Here is a 14,836-nt window from a genome sequence, read left to right as displayed (position 1 = left end):
ATGCGGATCTGTGTGGTCGCCCTGGGCAAGATCGGACTGCCGTTGGCCGTCCAGTTCGCCTCCAAAGGTCACCGAGTCATCGGCGCCGACGTCAACCCGCGGGTGGTCGAGGCCGTCAACGGCGGCGTCGAGCCCTTCCCGGGCGAGCACCGCCTCGACGAGCTCCTCAAGACCGTCGTCGCCGACGGCTCCCTGACCGCGACGACCGACACGGCCGCGGCGGTGGCCGAGGCCGACGCCGTCGTCATCGTCGTCCCGCTGTTCGTCGACTCCCAGGGCGTCCCGGACTTCGGCTGGATGGACGCCGCGACCCAGGCCGTCGCGAAGGGCCTCAAGCCCGGCACCCTCGTCTCCTACGAGACCACCCTCCCGGTCGGCACCACCCGCGAGCGCTGGGCGCCGATGCTCGAAGCGGGTTCCGGGCTCACCGCGGGCGAGGACTTCCACCTCGTGTTCAGCCCCGAGCGCGTGCTCACCGGCCGCGTCTTCGCGGACCTGCGCCGCTACCCGAAGCTCGTCGGCGGCATCGACGCGGCCTCGGCCGCTGCGGGCGTCGCCTTCTACGAGGCCGTCCTCGACTTCGACGAGCGCGACGACCTGCCGCAGCCCAACGGCGTGTGGGACCTCGGCTCCTCCGAGGCCTCCGAGATGGCCAAGCTCGCGGAGACCACGTACCGGGACGTCAACATCGGCCTCGCGAACCAGTTCGCGCGCTTCGCCGACAAGCAGGGCCTGGACGTCCTGAAGGTCATCGAGGCGTGCAACTCGCAGCCGTACAGCCACATCCACCGCCCCGGCATCGCCGTCGGCGGCCACTGCATCCCGATCTACCCGCAGATGTACCTGTGGAACGATCCCGAGGCGACCGTGGTCCGCGCCGCCCGCGAGGCGAACGCGGCCATGCCGTCCTACGCGGCCGACGTCCTCCAGGCCGCCTACGGCGACCTGGCCGGCGCGAACGTCCTCGTCCTCGGCGCGGCCTACCGCGGCGGCGTCAAGGAGACCGCGTTCTCCGGCGTCTACCCGCTCGTGGAGTCCCTGAAGGCCAAGGGCGCCAACGCGTTCGTGTCCGACCCCATGTACACCGAGGCCGAGATCGAGGAGGAGGGCCTGACCCCGCACCGCGGCGAGACCGTGACCGCGGCCGTCGTCCAGGCCGACCACGACGAGTACCGGTCCCTCTCGCCCGCCGACCTCCCCGAGGTGCGGGTCCTCCTCGACGGCCGCCGCATCACCGATCCCGCCGCGTGGGACGGGCGCCGCCACATCGTCCTCGGCGGAGCCGCCTGATGAGCTGGCTGGTCACCGGGGGCGCCGGTTTCATCGGCGCCCACGTGGTCCGCGAGCTCGCCGCCGCGGGCGAGCGGGTCGTCGTCCTCGACGACCTCAGCTCCGGCGACCCGGGCCGCCTCCCCGCCGGGGTGGCGGTCGAGCGCGGCAGCGTCCTCGACCGGGAGGCCCTCGACCGCGCCCTGCGCGCGCACGGGCTCGACGGCGTCGTCCACATCGCCGCCAAGAAGCAGGTGGGCGAGTCGGTCGAGCGGCCCCTGGAGTACTACCGCGAGAACGTCGAAGGGCTCCGCACGGTCCTGGAGGCGTCGGTCGCCGCCGGGGTGCGGCGGTTCCTGTTCTCGTCCTCCGCCGCGGTCTACGGCATGCCGGACGTCGACCTCGTCACCGAGGACACGCCCTGCGCGCCCATGAGCCCCTACGGCGAGACGAAGCTCGCCGGCGAGTGGCTGGTGCAGGCCGCGGGCCGCGCCCACGGGATGGCCACCGCCTGCCTGCGCTACTTCAACGTCGCGGGCGCCGCGACCCCCGAGCTCGCCGACACCGGCGTGTTCAACCTGGTCCCGATGGTCTTCGACCGAATCACCCGGGGCGAGGCCCCCGTCGTCTTCGGCGACGACTACCCGACCGCCGACGGCACCTGCGAACGCGACTACGTCCACGTCGTCGACGTCGCCTCCGCCCACGTCGCCGCCGCCGGCCGCCTCGCAGCGGACCCGCAGGCGCGGCTGGTCCTCAACATCGGCCGCGGCGAGGGCGCCTCGGTCGCGGCCATGGTGGCGGTCATCCTGGAGACCGCCGGGCGCGAGGGCCTGCGGCCCGAGATCGCCCCGCGCCGCGCGGGCGACCCGGCGCGCGTCATCGCCTCCGCCGACCTGGCCCGCAAGGAACTCGACTGGTCGGCCCGGTACGGCGTGCGCGAGATGATCGAGTCCGCCTGGGAGGGATGGTGCCTGCGCCATCCGGAGGCGCGGGCCTGAGTACGAGCGACGAGGGCGCCTCCCCGGCCGGGGAGGCGCCCTCGTCGCCGTGCCGCTCAGCGGTCGCCGAGGAACAGCCGGTCGAAGTCGGCGCTGACCACAGACCAGTCCCAAGTGGACAATGCGTGCTCGGAGGCGAGCTTCGCGTCGTCCTGCCAGGACTCCTCGGTGGCGTTGGACTCGAGAACGCGCTGCGCCGCCGCCTCGGGCGAGTCCACGACCCAGCCCTCCGGGTACAGGGTGCGGGCGCTGTGCGCCTTGCCCGCGTAGAACGGCCAGTCCCGCACCACCGGGACCGCACCGCTGGCGGCGCCTTCCATGAGGCCGTTGTGGCTGCCCTCGCGCACTGACGAGCTGAGGATGAACCCGATGTCGGCGAGCTTGCCCTCGACGTCGTCGGTCGGCCCGAGCCGCAGCACCGCGCCGGACTCGGTCAGCGGAGCGAGCACCCGCTCCATGCGGTCCCGGTACTTCTTGGTGGCGCGGCTCGTCCCGCTGTTCATGTCGCCGCCGACCAGGATCAGCCGGTAGCGCTCGTCCTGTGCGCGGAGCAGCTCCAGCACCTCGACCGCCCACAGAGGGTCCTTGGCGACCTGGCTGACGCCGACGAGGCCGAGGTTGAAGCGCGCGTCCGGCGTCTTCTCGCGGGCGAACCCGCTGAGCTGCATGGCGTTGTGGAGGACGTGCATCTCGGGGGCGTGCGGGCCGCGCAGCTGCGGCGTCTGCGCGACGACCATGTCCCGCACGTGGTCCGCGACGAACACGAGGTCGTCCACGCGGGAGAAGTCCATCATCTGCGGCCAGCGCGTGAACGCCTCGTACGAGTGCAGCCGGACCACGATCCGGGTGTCCCCGGGGTCGATCGCGTTGAGCATCGCGACCGGGCCCACGCACCAGTCGACGAACACCGTGTCGGCCCAGTCGAGGTAGGGGCGCATCAGACCCTCGACGGCCTCGGCGTACGCCTTGTCGCCGCCCATGCGCTCCTGGACGACCCGCCAGTCCGAGCCGGTGACCCGCTTGAGCGACTGCTGCGCGGCCATGTCCAGGTAGCGGACCTCGACGTCGGGGTGGGCGCGGTACCGGTCGAGGATGTGGCCCAGGAAGTTGTCGTTCGCGCTGGTCGTCACCAGCAGCCGCAGCGGCCGGTCGGTCGGGGCCGCGGCGGGCGGGCGCAGGCGCCCGCGCGGGGTCATGACGGCCTGGAGCGCGGTGGAGCGGTGGAACGGCTTCACGAACTTCGCGGGGTCCTCGGCCAGCGCCGAACTCAGCTGGTCGATGTGGGTGACCCGGTGGAAGCCGACCACGAGGGCCCGGTTGAGGCTGACGGCGGCCTCCTCGTACCTGCCGGTCGCATACCGCTCGTCCGCGAGGGCGAGCAGGGCCTCGACCGCCTGGTCGGTCTGCTCCGGGGGGACGCCGCGGCGGAACTCCTTCTTCACCGCCTCGTCGAGCAGATTCGCCTTGAGCTCGGTGTCGCCGATCTTCGCGGCGGCCAGGCCGAGCGCGTACGCGCCGCCGCTGGGCCGGCCGGCCCAGTACATGGACTCGGCGACCCGGCGCCCGAGCCGGGCCCGGAGCGCGTCCGGAAGGCCGGGGAGGCGCAGCACGGTCCGCCACAGCTTCGGGCCGATCGACCGGCGCATGACCGGACGGGGGGTGAGGACGCGCTCGACGGACGCGGGGAGCTCCCGCACGGCCCGGCCGATGCCGCGGAGGACGAGCCGTGCCGGGGGGGCGAACACGCCGTGGCGCGGCGCCCCGCCGGCGCGGTTCAGCGCACGGACGGCGTTGAGCGCGGGTGCGAACCCGTAGACGGCCTTCGCGGTGCGGTTGCGCTGGGCGAGCTGCCAGACGGTGTACACCGCGGCGTCGTCGAGCGCGACGAGCACATCGGCCCGGCGGGCCCGGGACCGCAGCCACCGGTCGGAGCGGCTGCGCCGCCACACCTGCTCGCCGGCCGGGAGCTGGACCGCGGGCCGCTTGTTGGCGCGCGGCAGGTGGTGGGTCTCCGCGAATCCCGCGTTCGCGACGACCTCGTCCATCCACTTGTCGGAGACGGACCCGGCGTAGACGGCGCGGGCGCCCTCGTCGCCGAGGCGGCGCACGGTGTCGGCGACGGCGCTGATCGGGAAGGTCTTGCTGCTGATGAACAGAACGTCGATCACTGGGTGCGGCCTTTCCCAACCTGCAACTGGTCGACCATACGCTGCACGGCCTCGGACATGATGATCTCGCGCGTGAACCGGTCGGCGTGCGCCATCGCGGCCGCGTGCTGCTCGTCGGTGGACTCGACTGCGAGGCGCGCGGCCCTCGCGAACGCGTCGGCCATCGCCTCGCGGTCGATGCCGCGCGAGCCGGTCCACATCGGGTGCCCTTCGAGCACGTTCGAGGCGTCGTGGTCGATGTCGTGCGCCGACACGATCGGCAGGCCGGTCGCCATGTACTCGTACACCTTCCCGGAGGTGACGTACCGGCCGCCGATGAGGATGAGCGCCAGCGCGTCCCAGCCCGCGTATACGGACGCGACCTCCGCCTTCGCGACCGGGCCGCCGTAGCTGACCCCGTCCTCGGCGGCGGCGTGCATCAGCTCGACGTGGGCGTTGGCGCCGCGGCGGGCGCCGTTGCCGATGTGGCCGCGGAACTCCAGCCGCGCGTTCGCCAGCAGCGGCTCGCGCTTGCGCGCGGCGCTCCACGCGCCGAGGACGAGCTTGAGGTGGTCGACGGAGAAGTTGACCGTGCCCAGGTATCCGAAGACGAGGCCCGCTTCGGGGTCGGCGCCGTGGGTGCGGCCGGGGGCCGAGTCGGCGTCGTACCCGTTGCGCACGACGTGCACGCGGTGGGCGAACTCGGGGTAGCGGGCGCGGTAGTGGTCGGCGATCGGGTCGTTGACGACCCACAGGCTCTCGGCGTGCTCCAGGATCTTGGACTCCCAGCGGCCCTCTTCGGAGTCGAAGCCGAAGGCCTCCCGGCCCTCGATGACATCGATCGACCAGCCGTCGCGGAAGTCGATGGCGTACGGGACGCGGGACTCCTCCCACAGGCGCCAGACCGCGGTCAGGTTCACGTACGGCACACAGCTGGCGAGCAGCAGGTCGGCGGGGCGCTCCTTGTGGAGGGCGACCACGGCGTCTTCGAGTGCGCCGCGCCAGTCGCCGAAGCTCCCCTCGGGGAACACGTCGCGCTGGCGCTGGTGCAGGGCCTTGATCCAGTGCGCCGGCGCGAGGGCGCGCTCCTCGCCGAATCGGCGGATGTCCGTCTCCAGGTCGTCGCGCTGGAGGGGGAGCTTGACGACCTCCACGCGCGGGTCGACCTGCTCGGAGAGCGTGTGGTCGACGCCCGAGTCGAGTTCCCAGGACTCGTCCGCGACGGTGACGACGGTGACGTCCCAGCCCCGGGCGGCGAACTGGTTGGCGGTCTCGCGCATGCGGTACGCGCAGCTCTTCGCGGCCGGGGGGAACCCCACCGCGAGGTAGATCAGGTGGGGGCGCCGGTCGTCGCGCCCGGTTCCGGGTGCTCGTTCGGTCCGAGCGGCCCCTGTGGAGAACGCTGACATAGTAGTGGACGTTAGCATGGAACGGAAGGGCCCTGAGCTGGCCGGATCACGATTGTGCCGGTTCTCGCGCCCGGTGCGCGCAACCTTCCTCCCAGGCCCGATGTAGAGTGCCGCCACACCCTCTCCCAAGCAGCCGACGGAAGCGACGCCGATGAACCCGACAACGACCGATGCGCGCCCCGAGCCGGGTGCGGCCCGAGTGGTCATGGTGGTGCCCAACCGCATCGAAGGCGACTCGCGAGTGCAGAAGGCCGCGGCGTCGATGGCGGAGGCCGGGTGGGACGTGCACCTGGTGGGCGTCTCGGTGACCGGCGAGGAGCAGCACTACGGCCAGGACGGGTACAGCGTCCACAAGGTCCCGCTGCCGAAGCTCGCGCCGCCGCCCTCGCTGCGCCGCCGCGTCGCGTTCTTCCGGTACCCGTTCGCGTACGGGACCCCCGACCGGGCCCGGCAGCGGCGCCACCGGATCAAGATCGAGCGGATCGAGCTGGAGGCGCGGAGGCAGGAGCGGGCCGGGACCGGCGGCCGCGACGGACTCCTGCGCCCGCCGCTGCCGCTCAGCCGCATCGGCCGCCGGGTGCAGCGGGCCTGGATCGGTCGGCGCCTGGCCCAGTCCAAGGCCCGCGACCGGTTCGTCAAGCGCGAGGGCCGCCTGGAGCGCTGGGAGATCCGCTGGTGGACCATGCTGCTCGGGGACCGCGCCTGGCGGCGACTCGACATCGCCTTCCACCGTTTCGAGCTCGCGTTCCGGCCTGAGATCCTGCGGCTGGAGCCGGACCTGATCCACGTCCACGACGCGTTCCCGCTCGGCATCGCCGCCCGCGTCTCGGACCGCATGCGCGCGGAGGGGAAGCGGGTCCGCATCCTCTACGACGCGCACGAGTACGTGCCGGGCCACTCCGACGGGATCCCCCTGCCCCGGCAGGTCGCGCTGACCCGGTACGAGCGGCGGTACCTGCCGTACGCCGACGCGGTCGTCACCGTCTCCGGTCCGCTCGCGAAGCTGCTCCAGGCCGACCACGGCCTGGACCGCGAGCCGTCCGTGGTCCTCAACGCGCCGCTCGGCGCCGGCCCGGCCCGGCCCGACCCCGGCGACGTCCGCAGCGACTGCAAGCTCGACGAGGACACGCCGCTCGCGGTCTACTCCGGGTGGGCCGCGCCCGAGCGCCAGATCGACGTCATGATCGAGGCCGCCCGGCTCGTCCCCGGGCTGCACCTGGCGTTCCTCATCTCCAAGGTGCGCATGGAGAGCCCGTACGGGAAGTCGCTCGTCGCCCTCGGCGAGGAGCTCGGGGTCGCCGACCGGCTCCACTTCCGCGACTACGTGCACTACGCGGACCTGCCGCGGTTCCTGTCCACCGCCGACATGGGCATCCACCCGATGCGGACCGGGTCGGTCAACCACGAGATCGCGCTGCCGAACAAGTTCTTCGAGTACTCCCACGCCCGGCTGCCGCTCGTCGTCTCGAACGTGAAGACCATGGCCGCCGAGGTCCGCCGTCTCGGCAACGGCGAGGTCTTCACCTCCGGCGACCCCGCGAGCATGGCCGAGGCGATCCGGAGGATCCTCGCCGACAAGCAGTCCTACCGGCGCGCGTACGAGGACCCGGCCCTGTTGGAGGAGTACAGCTGGGAGCGGCAGGCCCGCAAGTACACCGAACTGTACGAGGAGCTCATCGGCCCTGCACCGAAGCACTAGGGCCTGTCCCAGGCGACGCGAACGGGCCCCCACCGCGATGGCGGGGGCCCGTTCGCGTCGACTACTTCGGCAGGTGCGCTTCGAGGGTCCGCACGACCGTGAGGCCCGCGGTCCCGTCCCCGTACGGGTCGTCGAGCCGGACCTGGGGCGCCGGGCGCGTCGCGGTCCGCCGCCACTCCTCGGCCGGGAGCCGGTCGGGGCGCGGCACGAGGACGTTCCAGCCTTCCTGAAGGGTCTCGACCCACTCGGTCTCGGTGCGCAGCGTCGTGCACGGGCGCCCGAGGAGGTACGCCTCCTTCTGGAGGCCGCCGGAGTCGGTGACCACGCCCGAGGACGCGAGCACCGCGGCCACCAGCTGGCGGTACGGCAGCGGCTTCGCGGCGACGACCGAGCCCTGCGTGAGCTTGAGCCCGTACTGGTCGGCTTTGGCCTGGAGCCGCGGGTGCGCGAGCAGCGCGACCGGGACCGGCAGGCCCGCGAGGGACTCGACGAGCGCGGCGAGGAGCTCGGGGTCGTCGGTGTTCTCGGCGCGGTGCAGGGTCGACACCAGGAACGGCGCACCGGGGTCGATCCCGGCGGGCAGCTCGGGGCGCTCCCCGGCGGCGAGCACGGCGTCGCGGGTGTGGAAGCACACGTCGACCATGACGTCGCCGACGTTCACGGCCCGCTCGCCCAGGCCCTCGTTCGCCAGGTGCCGCACGGCCTCCTCGGTCGGGGCCAGCAGCAGGTCGGCGCAGTGGTCGGTGAGGACCCGGTTGTGCTCCTCGGGCATGCGCCGGTTGAACGAGCGCAGGCCCGCCTCCAGGTGCGCGACCGGCAGGTGCTGCTTGACCGCCGAGAGCGCCCCTGCGATCGTGGAGTTCGTGTCGCCGTAGACGAGGACCCAGTCCGGCCGCTCGGCGTCGAGGATCGGGTCGATCGCGGCGAGCATCGCACCGGTCTGGGCGCCGTGGCTGCCCGAGCCGATGCCGAGGTGGAAGTCCGGTTCCGGAATGCCGAACTCGGTGAAGAACACGTCCGAGAGCTCGGGGTCGTAGTGCTGCCCGGTGTGGACCACCACGTGCCGGTGCTCCGTGCCCGCGAACGCCTTCGCGATCGCGCCGAGCTTCACCAGTTGCGGGCGCGCGCCCACGATGCTGACGACCTTCACGTCAGGACTCCTTCTCGATCTCGATGAGCGTGCCGTCCTTCTCCTCGAACCGGTCCCCGGTGTCGGGGCAGGTCCATCCGCCGTCGCCGTCCGCTTCGAGGCGGCGGCCGGTGCGGCCGATCCACCCCGCCCGCTTCGCGGGCACGCCCATGACGAGCGCGTAGTCCGGGACGTCCCTGGTGACCACGGCCCCGGCCGCGACCATCGCCCAGCGGCCGATCCGCACCGGCGCGACGCACACGGCGCGCGCCCCGATGGAGGCGCCCTCGGCGACGTCGACGCCGACGGCCTCCCAGTCGTGGGCCCGCTTCACCGTGCCGTCGGCGGCCACCGCGCGCGGATTGTGGTCGTTCGTGAACACCGCGGCCGGGCCGACGAACACGCCGTCGGCGAGCGTCGCGGGCTCGTACACCAGCGCGTAGTTCTGGATCTTGACGTTGTCGCCGATGCGCACCCCGGTGCCGATGTAGGCGCCGCGGCCGACGACGCAGTTGCGGCCGAGGCGGGCGTGCTCGCGGATCTGCGCGAGCTCCCACACCGAGGAGTCGTCGCCGACCTCCGCGCTCTCATGCACCTGGGCGGTTTCCTGGACCCTGTAACGCATTCGCTGCTTTCTCCGGGTTCGACGGCGAGGCCGCCTCGGGATCGGACCGACTGAGTATACGAGGAGCCGTTCACTGTCGTCCGGGGCGAAGCCGGGGGCGGGCGGTCGCGCTGCCGTGGGCGAACAGTGCGCCAACGCGAGGCCGCGGCCGCTCCAACTTCAGGGAAACGCCAGGTGAAGACCGGCGTTTCGTACGATGTGCAGGCCGGACCCCGATCGACCGGCGGGCGTAGGTTGAATACGGAGGAACGATGGCGGAGCACCCCCGGCGGATCGTGATGCTGGTGCAGAACGGCGTCACCGGCGATTCGCGCGTGCAGAAGGAGGCCGAGTCCGCCGCCGCGGTGGGGTACGAGGTCGTCCTGCTCGGCGCGTCGCCGTCGGGGAAGGCCGAGGAGTGGGCGCTCGGCGGGGCCACGGTGCGCCTCGTGCCCGTCAACCGGGTGTTCGACCGCCGCCGCCACGAGATGCGCCGCGGCTGGCTGCGCTCGCCGCTCGCGTACCCGCCGGGGCCGCTCGCGGCCTACCGGCAGCGGCAGGCGCGCGCGTGGCGCGCCGACCTCGACACCGAGCGGGCCCGCGGGACGTCGGCGCTCGCGCTGGCGCCGCGCGAGGCCGCGTACCGGGTGTTCTGGGGCTGGACCGGGTTGCGCCGCAAGGCGACCCGGAAGCTCGAAGCGGACCGCGCCGCCGCGAAGGGCCGTGTCGACCGGCTCGCCGCGCGGTTCTGGAAGGCGACGATGGGCGACCGGGCGTGGCGGCGCCTGGACCCGGCGCTGTGGGACCTGGAGCTGTCGTTCGGCCCCGTCGTGGACGAGCTGCGCCCGGACCTGATCCACGCCAACGACTTCCAGATGCTCGGCATCGGCGCTCGCGCGAAGCTGCGCGCGAAGGCCGCGGGCCGGGACGTGAAGCTGGTGTGGGACGCGCACGAGTACCTGCCCGGCATGAAGTCGTGGAAGAGCCACCCGTGGTGGAAGGACGCGCAGATCGGCCACGAGCGCGAGTTCGCGCCGTACGCCGACGCCGTGGTCACCGTCTCGGAGCTGCTCGCGGAGATGCTCCGCGACCGGCACGGCCTCAAGGAGCTCCCCGAGGTCGTCATGAACGTGCCCGACACGTCGGGCGCGGTCGAGCAGCCCGTGCCGGGCCTGCGCGAGCGCTGCGGGATCGGCCCCGGCACGCCGCTCATGGTCTACTCGGGCGCGCCGCTGGAGCAGCGCGGCCTGCACATCCTCGTCGAGGCCCTCCCGGACCTGCCGGGCGTCCACGCCGCGCTCATCGTGTCGTACCCGCAGTGGCGGTACATCAAGCGCACGCAGGAGCGGGCCGCCGAGCTCGGGGTCGCAGGCCGCGTCCACGTCCTCGAATACGTGCCGCACCGCCAGGTCGTGCCGTTCCTGGCGGAGGCGGACCTGGGCGTGATCCCCATCCACCACTGGGGCAACCACGAGATCTCCCTCATCACGAAGTTCTTCGAGTACTCGCACGCGCGCATCCCCGTGGTCGTCTCGGACGTGAAGACCATGTCGGCGCTGGTGCGCAAGACCGGCCAGGGGGAGGTCTTCACCGCCGAGGACACCGCCGACTTCACGCGCGCCGTCAGGCGCATGCTCGACGATCCCGCGGTGTACCGCAAGGCGTACGCTGAGCGGGTTCCGCTCGGTGAATGGACCTGGGACAGCCAGGCGAAGCGGCTCACCACCCTGTACGCACGCCTCCTCGGCACCTGAACAGACAAGGACCGGACGCAGTGAACGCAGCACGGCACGTCGCGGTGGTCACCCCCTGGTATCCGGAGACACAGCTCACCTACCAGGGCTCCTTCGTCAAGGCGCAGGTCGAGGCCGTCGCCCCGGGCTGCTCGCGTCTCGACGTCTACCACCTGCGCGGCTGGCCGGTCGGCGAGGCCCGCGCGACGCTCGACGCCGTCCCGGCGACGGTGGACCTCCACACGCGCCTGCTCGCCCGCTCCGGCACGCGGTTCACCACCGCGGGAGGCGCCGTCCTGCACCGGATCCCGACGCTCACACCGCGCAACACCGCGTGGGTCGTGCATGCCGACGCGACCGCCCACTGGCTGCGCGCCTACCTCGGCGGGAAGCCCCTCGACGCCCCGATCGTCCACGCGCACGTCCCCATCACCGCCGGCTGGGCCGCCCTGGAGAACGCCGCGCCCGGCGCCCGCGTGTACCTCACCGAGCACGCCTCCTTCCTCGACAAGATCCTCGCGCAGCCGGCCGCCCGCGACCGCTACGAGGAGATCCTCGCCCGCGCCGACGGGTTCTTCGTCGTCGGCGCCCCGCTCCACGACCGCATCACCGCCGAGTTCCCGCAGCACGCCGGGAAGGTCGAGTACATCGCCAACCCGATCGACTTCGGGTCCCCGCGGACCGAGCCCCCGACGACGCTGCGCCGCTGGCTGTCGGTCGCCGCCATGAACGAGCGCAAGCGCATCGACTACCTGCTGGAGGGCTTCCGCCGCTGCCGCGAGCGCCACCCGGACCTGGAGCTCACCATCGCCGGCGAAGGGGTCGGCCTGGTGCGGATGAAGGCGCTCGCCGAGGACCTCGGGCTCGGCGACGCGGTCGACTTCGTCGGCGCGGTCGAACCCGCGCAGGTCCCGGCCCTCATGGCCGCCCACGACCTGTTCGTCCACACCAGCCGGCACGAGACCTTCGGTGTCGTCGTCGTCGAGGCCCTCGCCTCCGGTATGCCGGTTCTGGTGAGCCGCTCCGGCGGCTCGGACCAGGTCCTGGAGGGCATCGAGTCCGAAGCCGGGCAGATGTTCGAGGTGGACCCCGACCCGGACGTCCTCGTCGACGCCTACCTGGAGCTGCGCGACCGCCACCCGGAGAAGACCGACATCGCCGCGGCGCGGGAGCGCCTGCGTGCCAAGTACTCCTACGAAGCGGTGGCCGAATGCCACTACGCGGTGTGGGACCGAGAGGGGAGCCGATGAGCACCATCGTCTTCGTCGCGCCGATCAGCCTGTGGCGCCGGGCGCTGGCGACCGAGACGCGCGCCGCGGCCGACGCCGGGCACCGTGTCCGCCTCATCGCGGAGGAGCACCCGGACTGGCACCTGACCCCGCTCGACGAGCGCGTGGAGGTGGTGTGGACCAACGCGACCTCGGTCTACGCGAAGGAGTCGCCGCTCGCCGAGCTCCTGTACGTCCGCCTCCCGCTCGGGCTGCTGCGCCGCGCGGCCCGCGGCCCGCTGCGCCGCCGGGCGCGGAAGGCCGCCAGGCGGTGGCGACGCAAGGTGGTGGAGCCGCGGGCGCGCCTGCGCGGCCCCCGAGGCAAGGCGCTCCGCGAGGCGTACCGCGTCCGGTTCCTCAAGGCCGCGCTCGCCGATGCCGACTATGACTGGATCGTCTTCCACGAGCCGCAAGCGGTGGAGCTGACCGCCGAGTGGCTGCCCGCGTTCCTGGAGGCCCGGCCCCGCATCGCCACCTCCTTCTCCTTCGAACCCCAGGCGGAGGAGGCCGGGAGTGACGCCTGAGCGCCCCCGCCTGCTCTACCTGGCCTACTACTTCCCGCCCTCGCGCGCAAGCGGCGTCTACCGTGCCCGTGCGACCGCGAACCACTTCGCCGCGGCCGGATGGGACGTGACCGTCCTGCGCGCCCCGGACCGGTTCTTCACCGACGCCGTCGGATCCCTCGACGAGAGCCTGATCGACACCGTCGATCCGCGCATCGCGCAGGTCCAGGCGGACCTCGACTTCTTCGCGTGGGAGACCGACGTCCGCCGCTTCGGCCGCTTCCGCGGGAACTTCCCGTTCCTTGCCAAGCGCGTCCACCGGTGGAGGCAGCGGTTCGCGTTCCCCGACGGCTACCACTCCTGGGGCGACTCGGCCGTCGAGGAGGGCCTGCGGCTCCACCGCGAACGCCCCTTCGACCTGGTGCTCGCCACCGGGAACCCGTTCGCGGCCTTCGCCGCCGCCTACCGGCTCGGGAAGCGCACCGGACTGCCGTACGTCGTGGACTACCGCGACTCCTGGACGCTCGACCTGTTCGCGAACGCGGACGCGTTCCCGCCGGGGCACCGCGCCTGGCGCTGGGAGCGCCGCATCCTCGACGGCGCCGCCGGGGCGCTGTTCGTGAACGAGGCCCTCCGCTCCTGGCACGCCGAGCGGTACCCGCGGGCCGCCGACCGGATGCACGTCGTCCTCAACGGCTGGGACCCCGACGTCCTCGACGACCGGGAGGCGGCGCCCCCCGGGGACGGCCCGCTGTCCTACGCCTACGTCGGCACCATCACGAAGGTGCAGCCGGTGCAGCCCCTGCTGGAGGGCTTCCGGCGCATGGCCGCCGCCGGGTCCCACCCGGGGGCCCGTCTCGACCTGTACGGCCACCTCGGGTTCTTCGCCGGCAGCCGGGGCGCGCTGCTGCGCGAGCTCGGCCTCGACGGGGCCGAACCGGAGGGGTTCGGCTACCGCGGACCGGTCGCCAAGACCGACATCGGCCGCGTGTATGCCGGCAGCGACGTCCTCGTGTTCCTCGCGGGCGGTTCGAAGTACGTGACCTCCGGGAAGATCTTCGAATACATGGCCACCGGCAAGCCGATCGTCTCGGTCCACGAACCCGGCTGCGCCGCCGAGGAGCTCCTCAGCGGCTACCCCCTGTGGTTCGCGCCCGGCGGCCTCGACCCCGACGCCATCGCGCGGGCGATGGCCGAGGCCGGCGACGCCGCCCGCAAGGCCGACCCGGCGGCCTCCGCCGAGGCCCGCGCCTACGCCGCGTCGTTCACGCGCGACCGGGCCCTGGAGCCGTTCGAAGCGCTGTGCCGCGGGATCGCGCGCGAAGGCGGCCGCCGATGACCGCGACCGCGAAAGCGCCCCGGGTACTCCTGCTGCTCTTCAAGAACGGCTCGGTGAAGCGCGCGAACCGGTACGCCGCGTACGCCGCCGAGCGCGGCGTCCGGGTCGAGGCGATCGTCGCCGACGGCCAGCGCTGGGGCAGCGCGCTCGAACTCCACCCCTCGGTCACCGTGTACTCGCTCGCGGCGGCCGAGAACCGGCTGCCGCAGGTCTGGCTGTACGAGACCCTGGTGGAGCGCGTCCTCGGCGGGGTCCTGCGCCGCCTCGACGGGCGCGTCCCGGGATCGGCCGCCGCGGCCCGCTTGCACCGCAAGGCCGCGGGCTGGCTGCGCCGCAACGTGTTCTGGCGTCTCTACGGGCCGGTGCGCCACCACGCGGTCCGTCCGCTCGCGGTGCGGCGCCTCGCCCGGCTCGACCTCGCCGGCACCGACCGGGTCGTGTGCGTGGAGGAGTCGACGGTGCCGCTGGGCTGGTCGATCGCGAAGCGCTACCCGGACCTGACCGTGACGCGGGCGGTCGACCCCCAGGTGTTCGCGGACCTGCCGGTCACGGCCCCCCTGGAGCCGTGGGACCCGGCCGACCCCGACCGGCGCAGGCGCGACCCGTACCGGCCGCTGTGACCGCAGGGCAGTGAGAAACGAGGATCGATACCCGGACAGGCCTTGGAAGACGGGTGCCATGGTCATGTTCGGTCTTGGTTTCCAATGCTGAGGCCCTCGTGTTATCGCGCCGTGA

Annotated in this window: 12 protein-coding genes; 8 read left to right on the top strand and 4 right to left on the bottom strand. The window is 72.9% G+C overall.

The window, feature by feature from the left end:
• Both WA640_RS04940 and galE read left to right on the top strand, forming a co-directional pair.
• Positions 1-1,290, top strand: a complete 1,290-nt coding sequence (locus WA640_RS04940; RefSeq protein WP_335986374.1) for a nucleotide sugar dehydrogenase — start codon at positions 1-3, stop codon at positions 1,288-1,290.
• A complete protein-coding gene (gene galE / locus WA640_RS04935; RefSeq protein ID WP_335986373.1) occupies positions 1,290-2,270 on the top strand; it encodes a UDP-glucose 4-epimerase GalE in 981 nt (326 codons plus the stop codon). The genes WA640_RS04940 and galE overlap by 1 nt, the downstream gene beginning before the upstream one ends.
• A 56-nt stretch (positions 2,271-2,326) precedes the next feature.
• On the opposite strand, the gene WA640_RS04930 is transcribed toward galE, so the two are convergent.
• Positions 2,327-4,438: a hypothetical protein gene (locus WA640_RS04930; protein WP_335986372.1), complete on the bottom strand. Its 2,112-nt coding sequence runs from the start codon at positions 4,436-4,438 to the stop codon at positions 2,327-2,329.
• Entirely contained in the window at positions 4,435-5,751 is a 1,317-nt protein-coding gene (locus WA640_RS04925) for a glycosyltransferase (RefSeq protein WP_442904687.1), read from the bottom strand. Before WA640_RS04925 ends, WA640_RS04930 begins: the two co-directional genes overlap by 4 nt.
• Positions 5,752-5,977: 226 nt before the next feature.
• On the opposite strand from WA640_RS04925, the gene WA640_RS04920 reads away from it, so the two are divergent.
• Positions 5,978-7,525 (top strand): glycosyltransferase family 4 protein, encoded by a 1,548-nt coding sequence (locus WA640_RS04920; RefSeq protein ID WP_335986370.1) that lies wholly within the window; start codon positions 5,978-5,980, stop codon positions 7,523-7,525.
• Between the two features lie 61 nt (positions 7,526-7,586).
• On the opposite strand, the gene wecB is transcribed toward WA640_RS04920, so the two are convergent.
• Both wecB and WA640_RS04910 read right to left on the bottom strand, forming a co-directional pair.
• Positions 7,587-8,675, bottom strand: coding sequence for a non-hydrolyzing UDP-N-acetylglucosamine 2-epimerase (gene wecB / locus WA640_RS04915; protein WP_335986368.1), 1,089 nt, complete (start codon positions 8,673-8,675; stop codon positions 7,587-7,589).
• A gap of 1 nt (position 8,676) precedes the next feature.
• On the bottom strand, positions 8,677-9,279 hold the full coding sequence (locus WA640_RS04910; RefSeq protein WP_442904662.1) for an acyltransferase: 603 nt from the start codon (positions 9,277-9,279) through the stop codon (positions 8,677-8,679).
• Between the two features lie 251 nt (positions 9,280-9,530).
• On the opposite strand from WA640_RS04910, the gene WA640_RS04905 reads away from it, so the two are divergent.
• Genes WA640_RS04905 through WA640_RS04885 form a run of 5 tightly spaced genes read left to right on the top strand, consistent with a single transcriptional unit; the run spans position 9,531 to position 14,721 of the window.
• A complete protein-coding gene (locus WA640_RS04905; protein ID WP_335986366.1) occupies positions 9,531-11,012 on the top strand; it encodes a glycosyltransferase in 1,482 nt (493 codons plus the stop codon).
• 20 nt (positions 11,013-11,032) lie between these two features.
• A complete protein-coding gene (locus WA640_RS04900; protein ID WP_335986365.1) occupies positions 11,033-12,241 on the top strand; it encodes a glycosyltransferase in 1,209 nt (402 codons plus the stop codon).
• Positions 12,238-12,783, top strand: coding sequence for a hypothetical protein (locus tag WA640_RS04895; protein WP_335986364.1), 546 nt, complete (start codon positions 12,238-12,240; stop codon positions 12,781-12,783). Before WA640_RS04900 ends, WA640_RS04895 begins: the two co-directional genes overlap by 4 nt.
• Positions 12,773-14,101 carry a glycosyltransferase gene (locus WA640_RS04890; protein ID WP_335986363.1) on the top strand — a complete coding sequence of 443 codons (1,329 nt, stop codon included), beginning with the start codon at positions 12,773-12,775 and terminating at the stop codon, positions 14,099-14,101. The genes WA640_RS04895 and WA640_RS04890 overlap by 11 nt, the downstream gene beginning before the upstream one ends.
• Positions 14,098-14,721, top strand: a complete 624-nt coding sequence (locus tag WA640_RS04885; RefSeq protein WP_335986362.1) for a hypothetical protein — start codon at positions 14,098-14,100, stop codon at positions 14,719-14,721. Before WA640_RS04890 ends, WA640_RS04885 begins: the two co-directional genes overlap by 4 nt.
• Positions 14,722-14,836 lie beyond the last annotated feature (115 nt).

The sequence above is a fragment of the Glycomyces sp. MUSA5-2 genome, assembly GCF_037034145.1.
Classification (GTDB): Bacteria; Actinomycetota; Actinomycetes; order Mycobacteriales; family Micromonosporaceae; genus Glycomyces; species Glycomyces artemisiae.
Note: the sequence above shows the minus strand (reverse complement) of the source record. Positions and strands in the feature narration are given on the sequence as shown.

What these genes read in the sequence shown, in the direction of transcription:
- WA640_RS04940 (WP_335986374.1), top strand. Translation starts at nt 1, where the DNA reads ATGCGGATCTGTGTGGTCGCCCTGGGCAAGATCGGACTGCCGTTGGCC.
- galE (WP_335986373.1), top strand. Translation starts at nt 1,290, where the DNA reads ATGAGCTGGCTGGTCACCGGGGGCGCCGGTTTCATCGGCGCCCACGTG.
- WA640_RS04920 (WP_335986370.1), top strand. Translation starts at nt 5,978, where the DNA reads ATGAACCCGACAACGACCGATGCGCGCCCCGAGCCGGGTGCGGCCCGA.
- WA640_RS04910 (WP_442904662.1), bottom strand. Translation starts at nt 9,279, where the DNA reads ATGCGTTACAGGGTCCAGGAAACCGCCCAGGTGCATGAGAGCGCGGAG.
- WA640_RS04905 (WP_335986366.1), top strand. Translation starts at nt 9,531, where the DNA reads ATGGCGGAGCACCCCCGGCGGATCGTGATGCTGGTGCAGAACGGCGTC.
- WA640_RS04895 (WP_335986364.1), top strand. Translation starts at nt 12,238, where the DNA reads ATGAGCACCATCGTCTTCGTCGCGCCGATCAGCCTGTGGCGCCGGGCG.
- WA640_RS04885 (WP_335986362.1), top strand. Translation starts at nt 14,098, where the DNA reads ATGACCGCGACCGCGAAAGCGCCCCGGGTACTCCTGCTGCTCTTCAAG.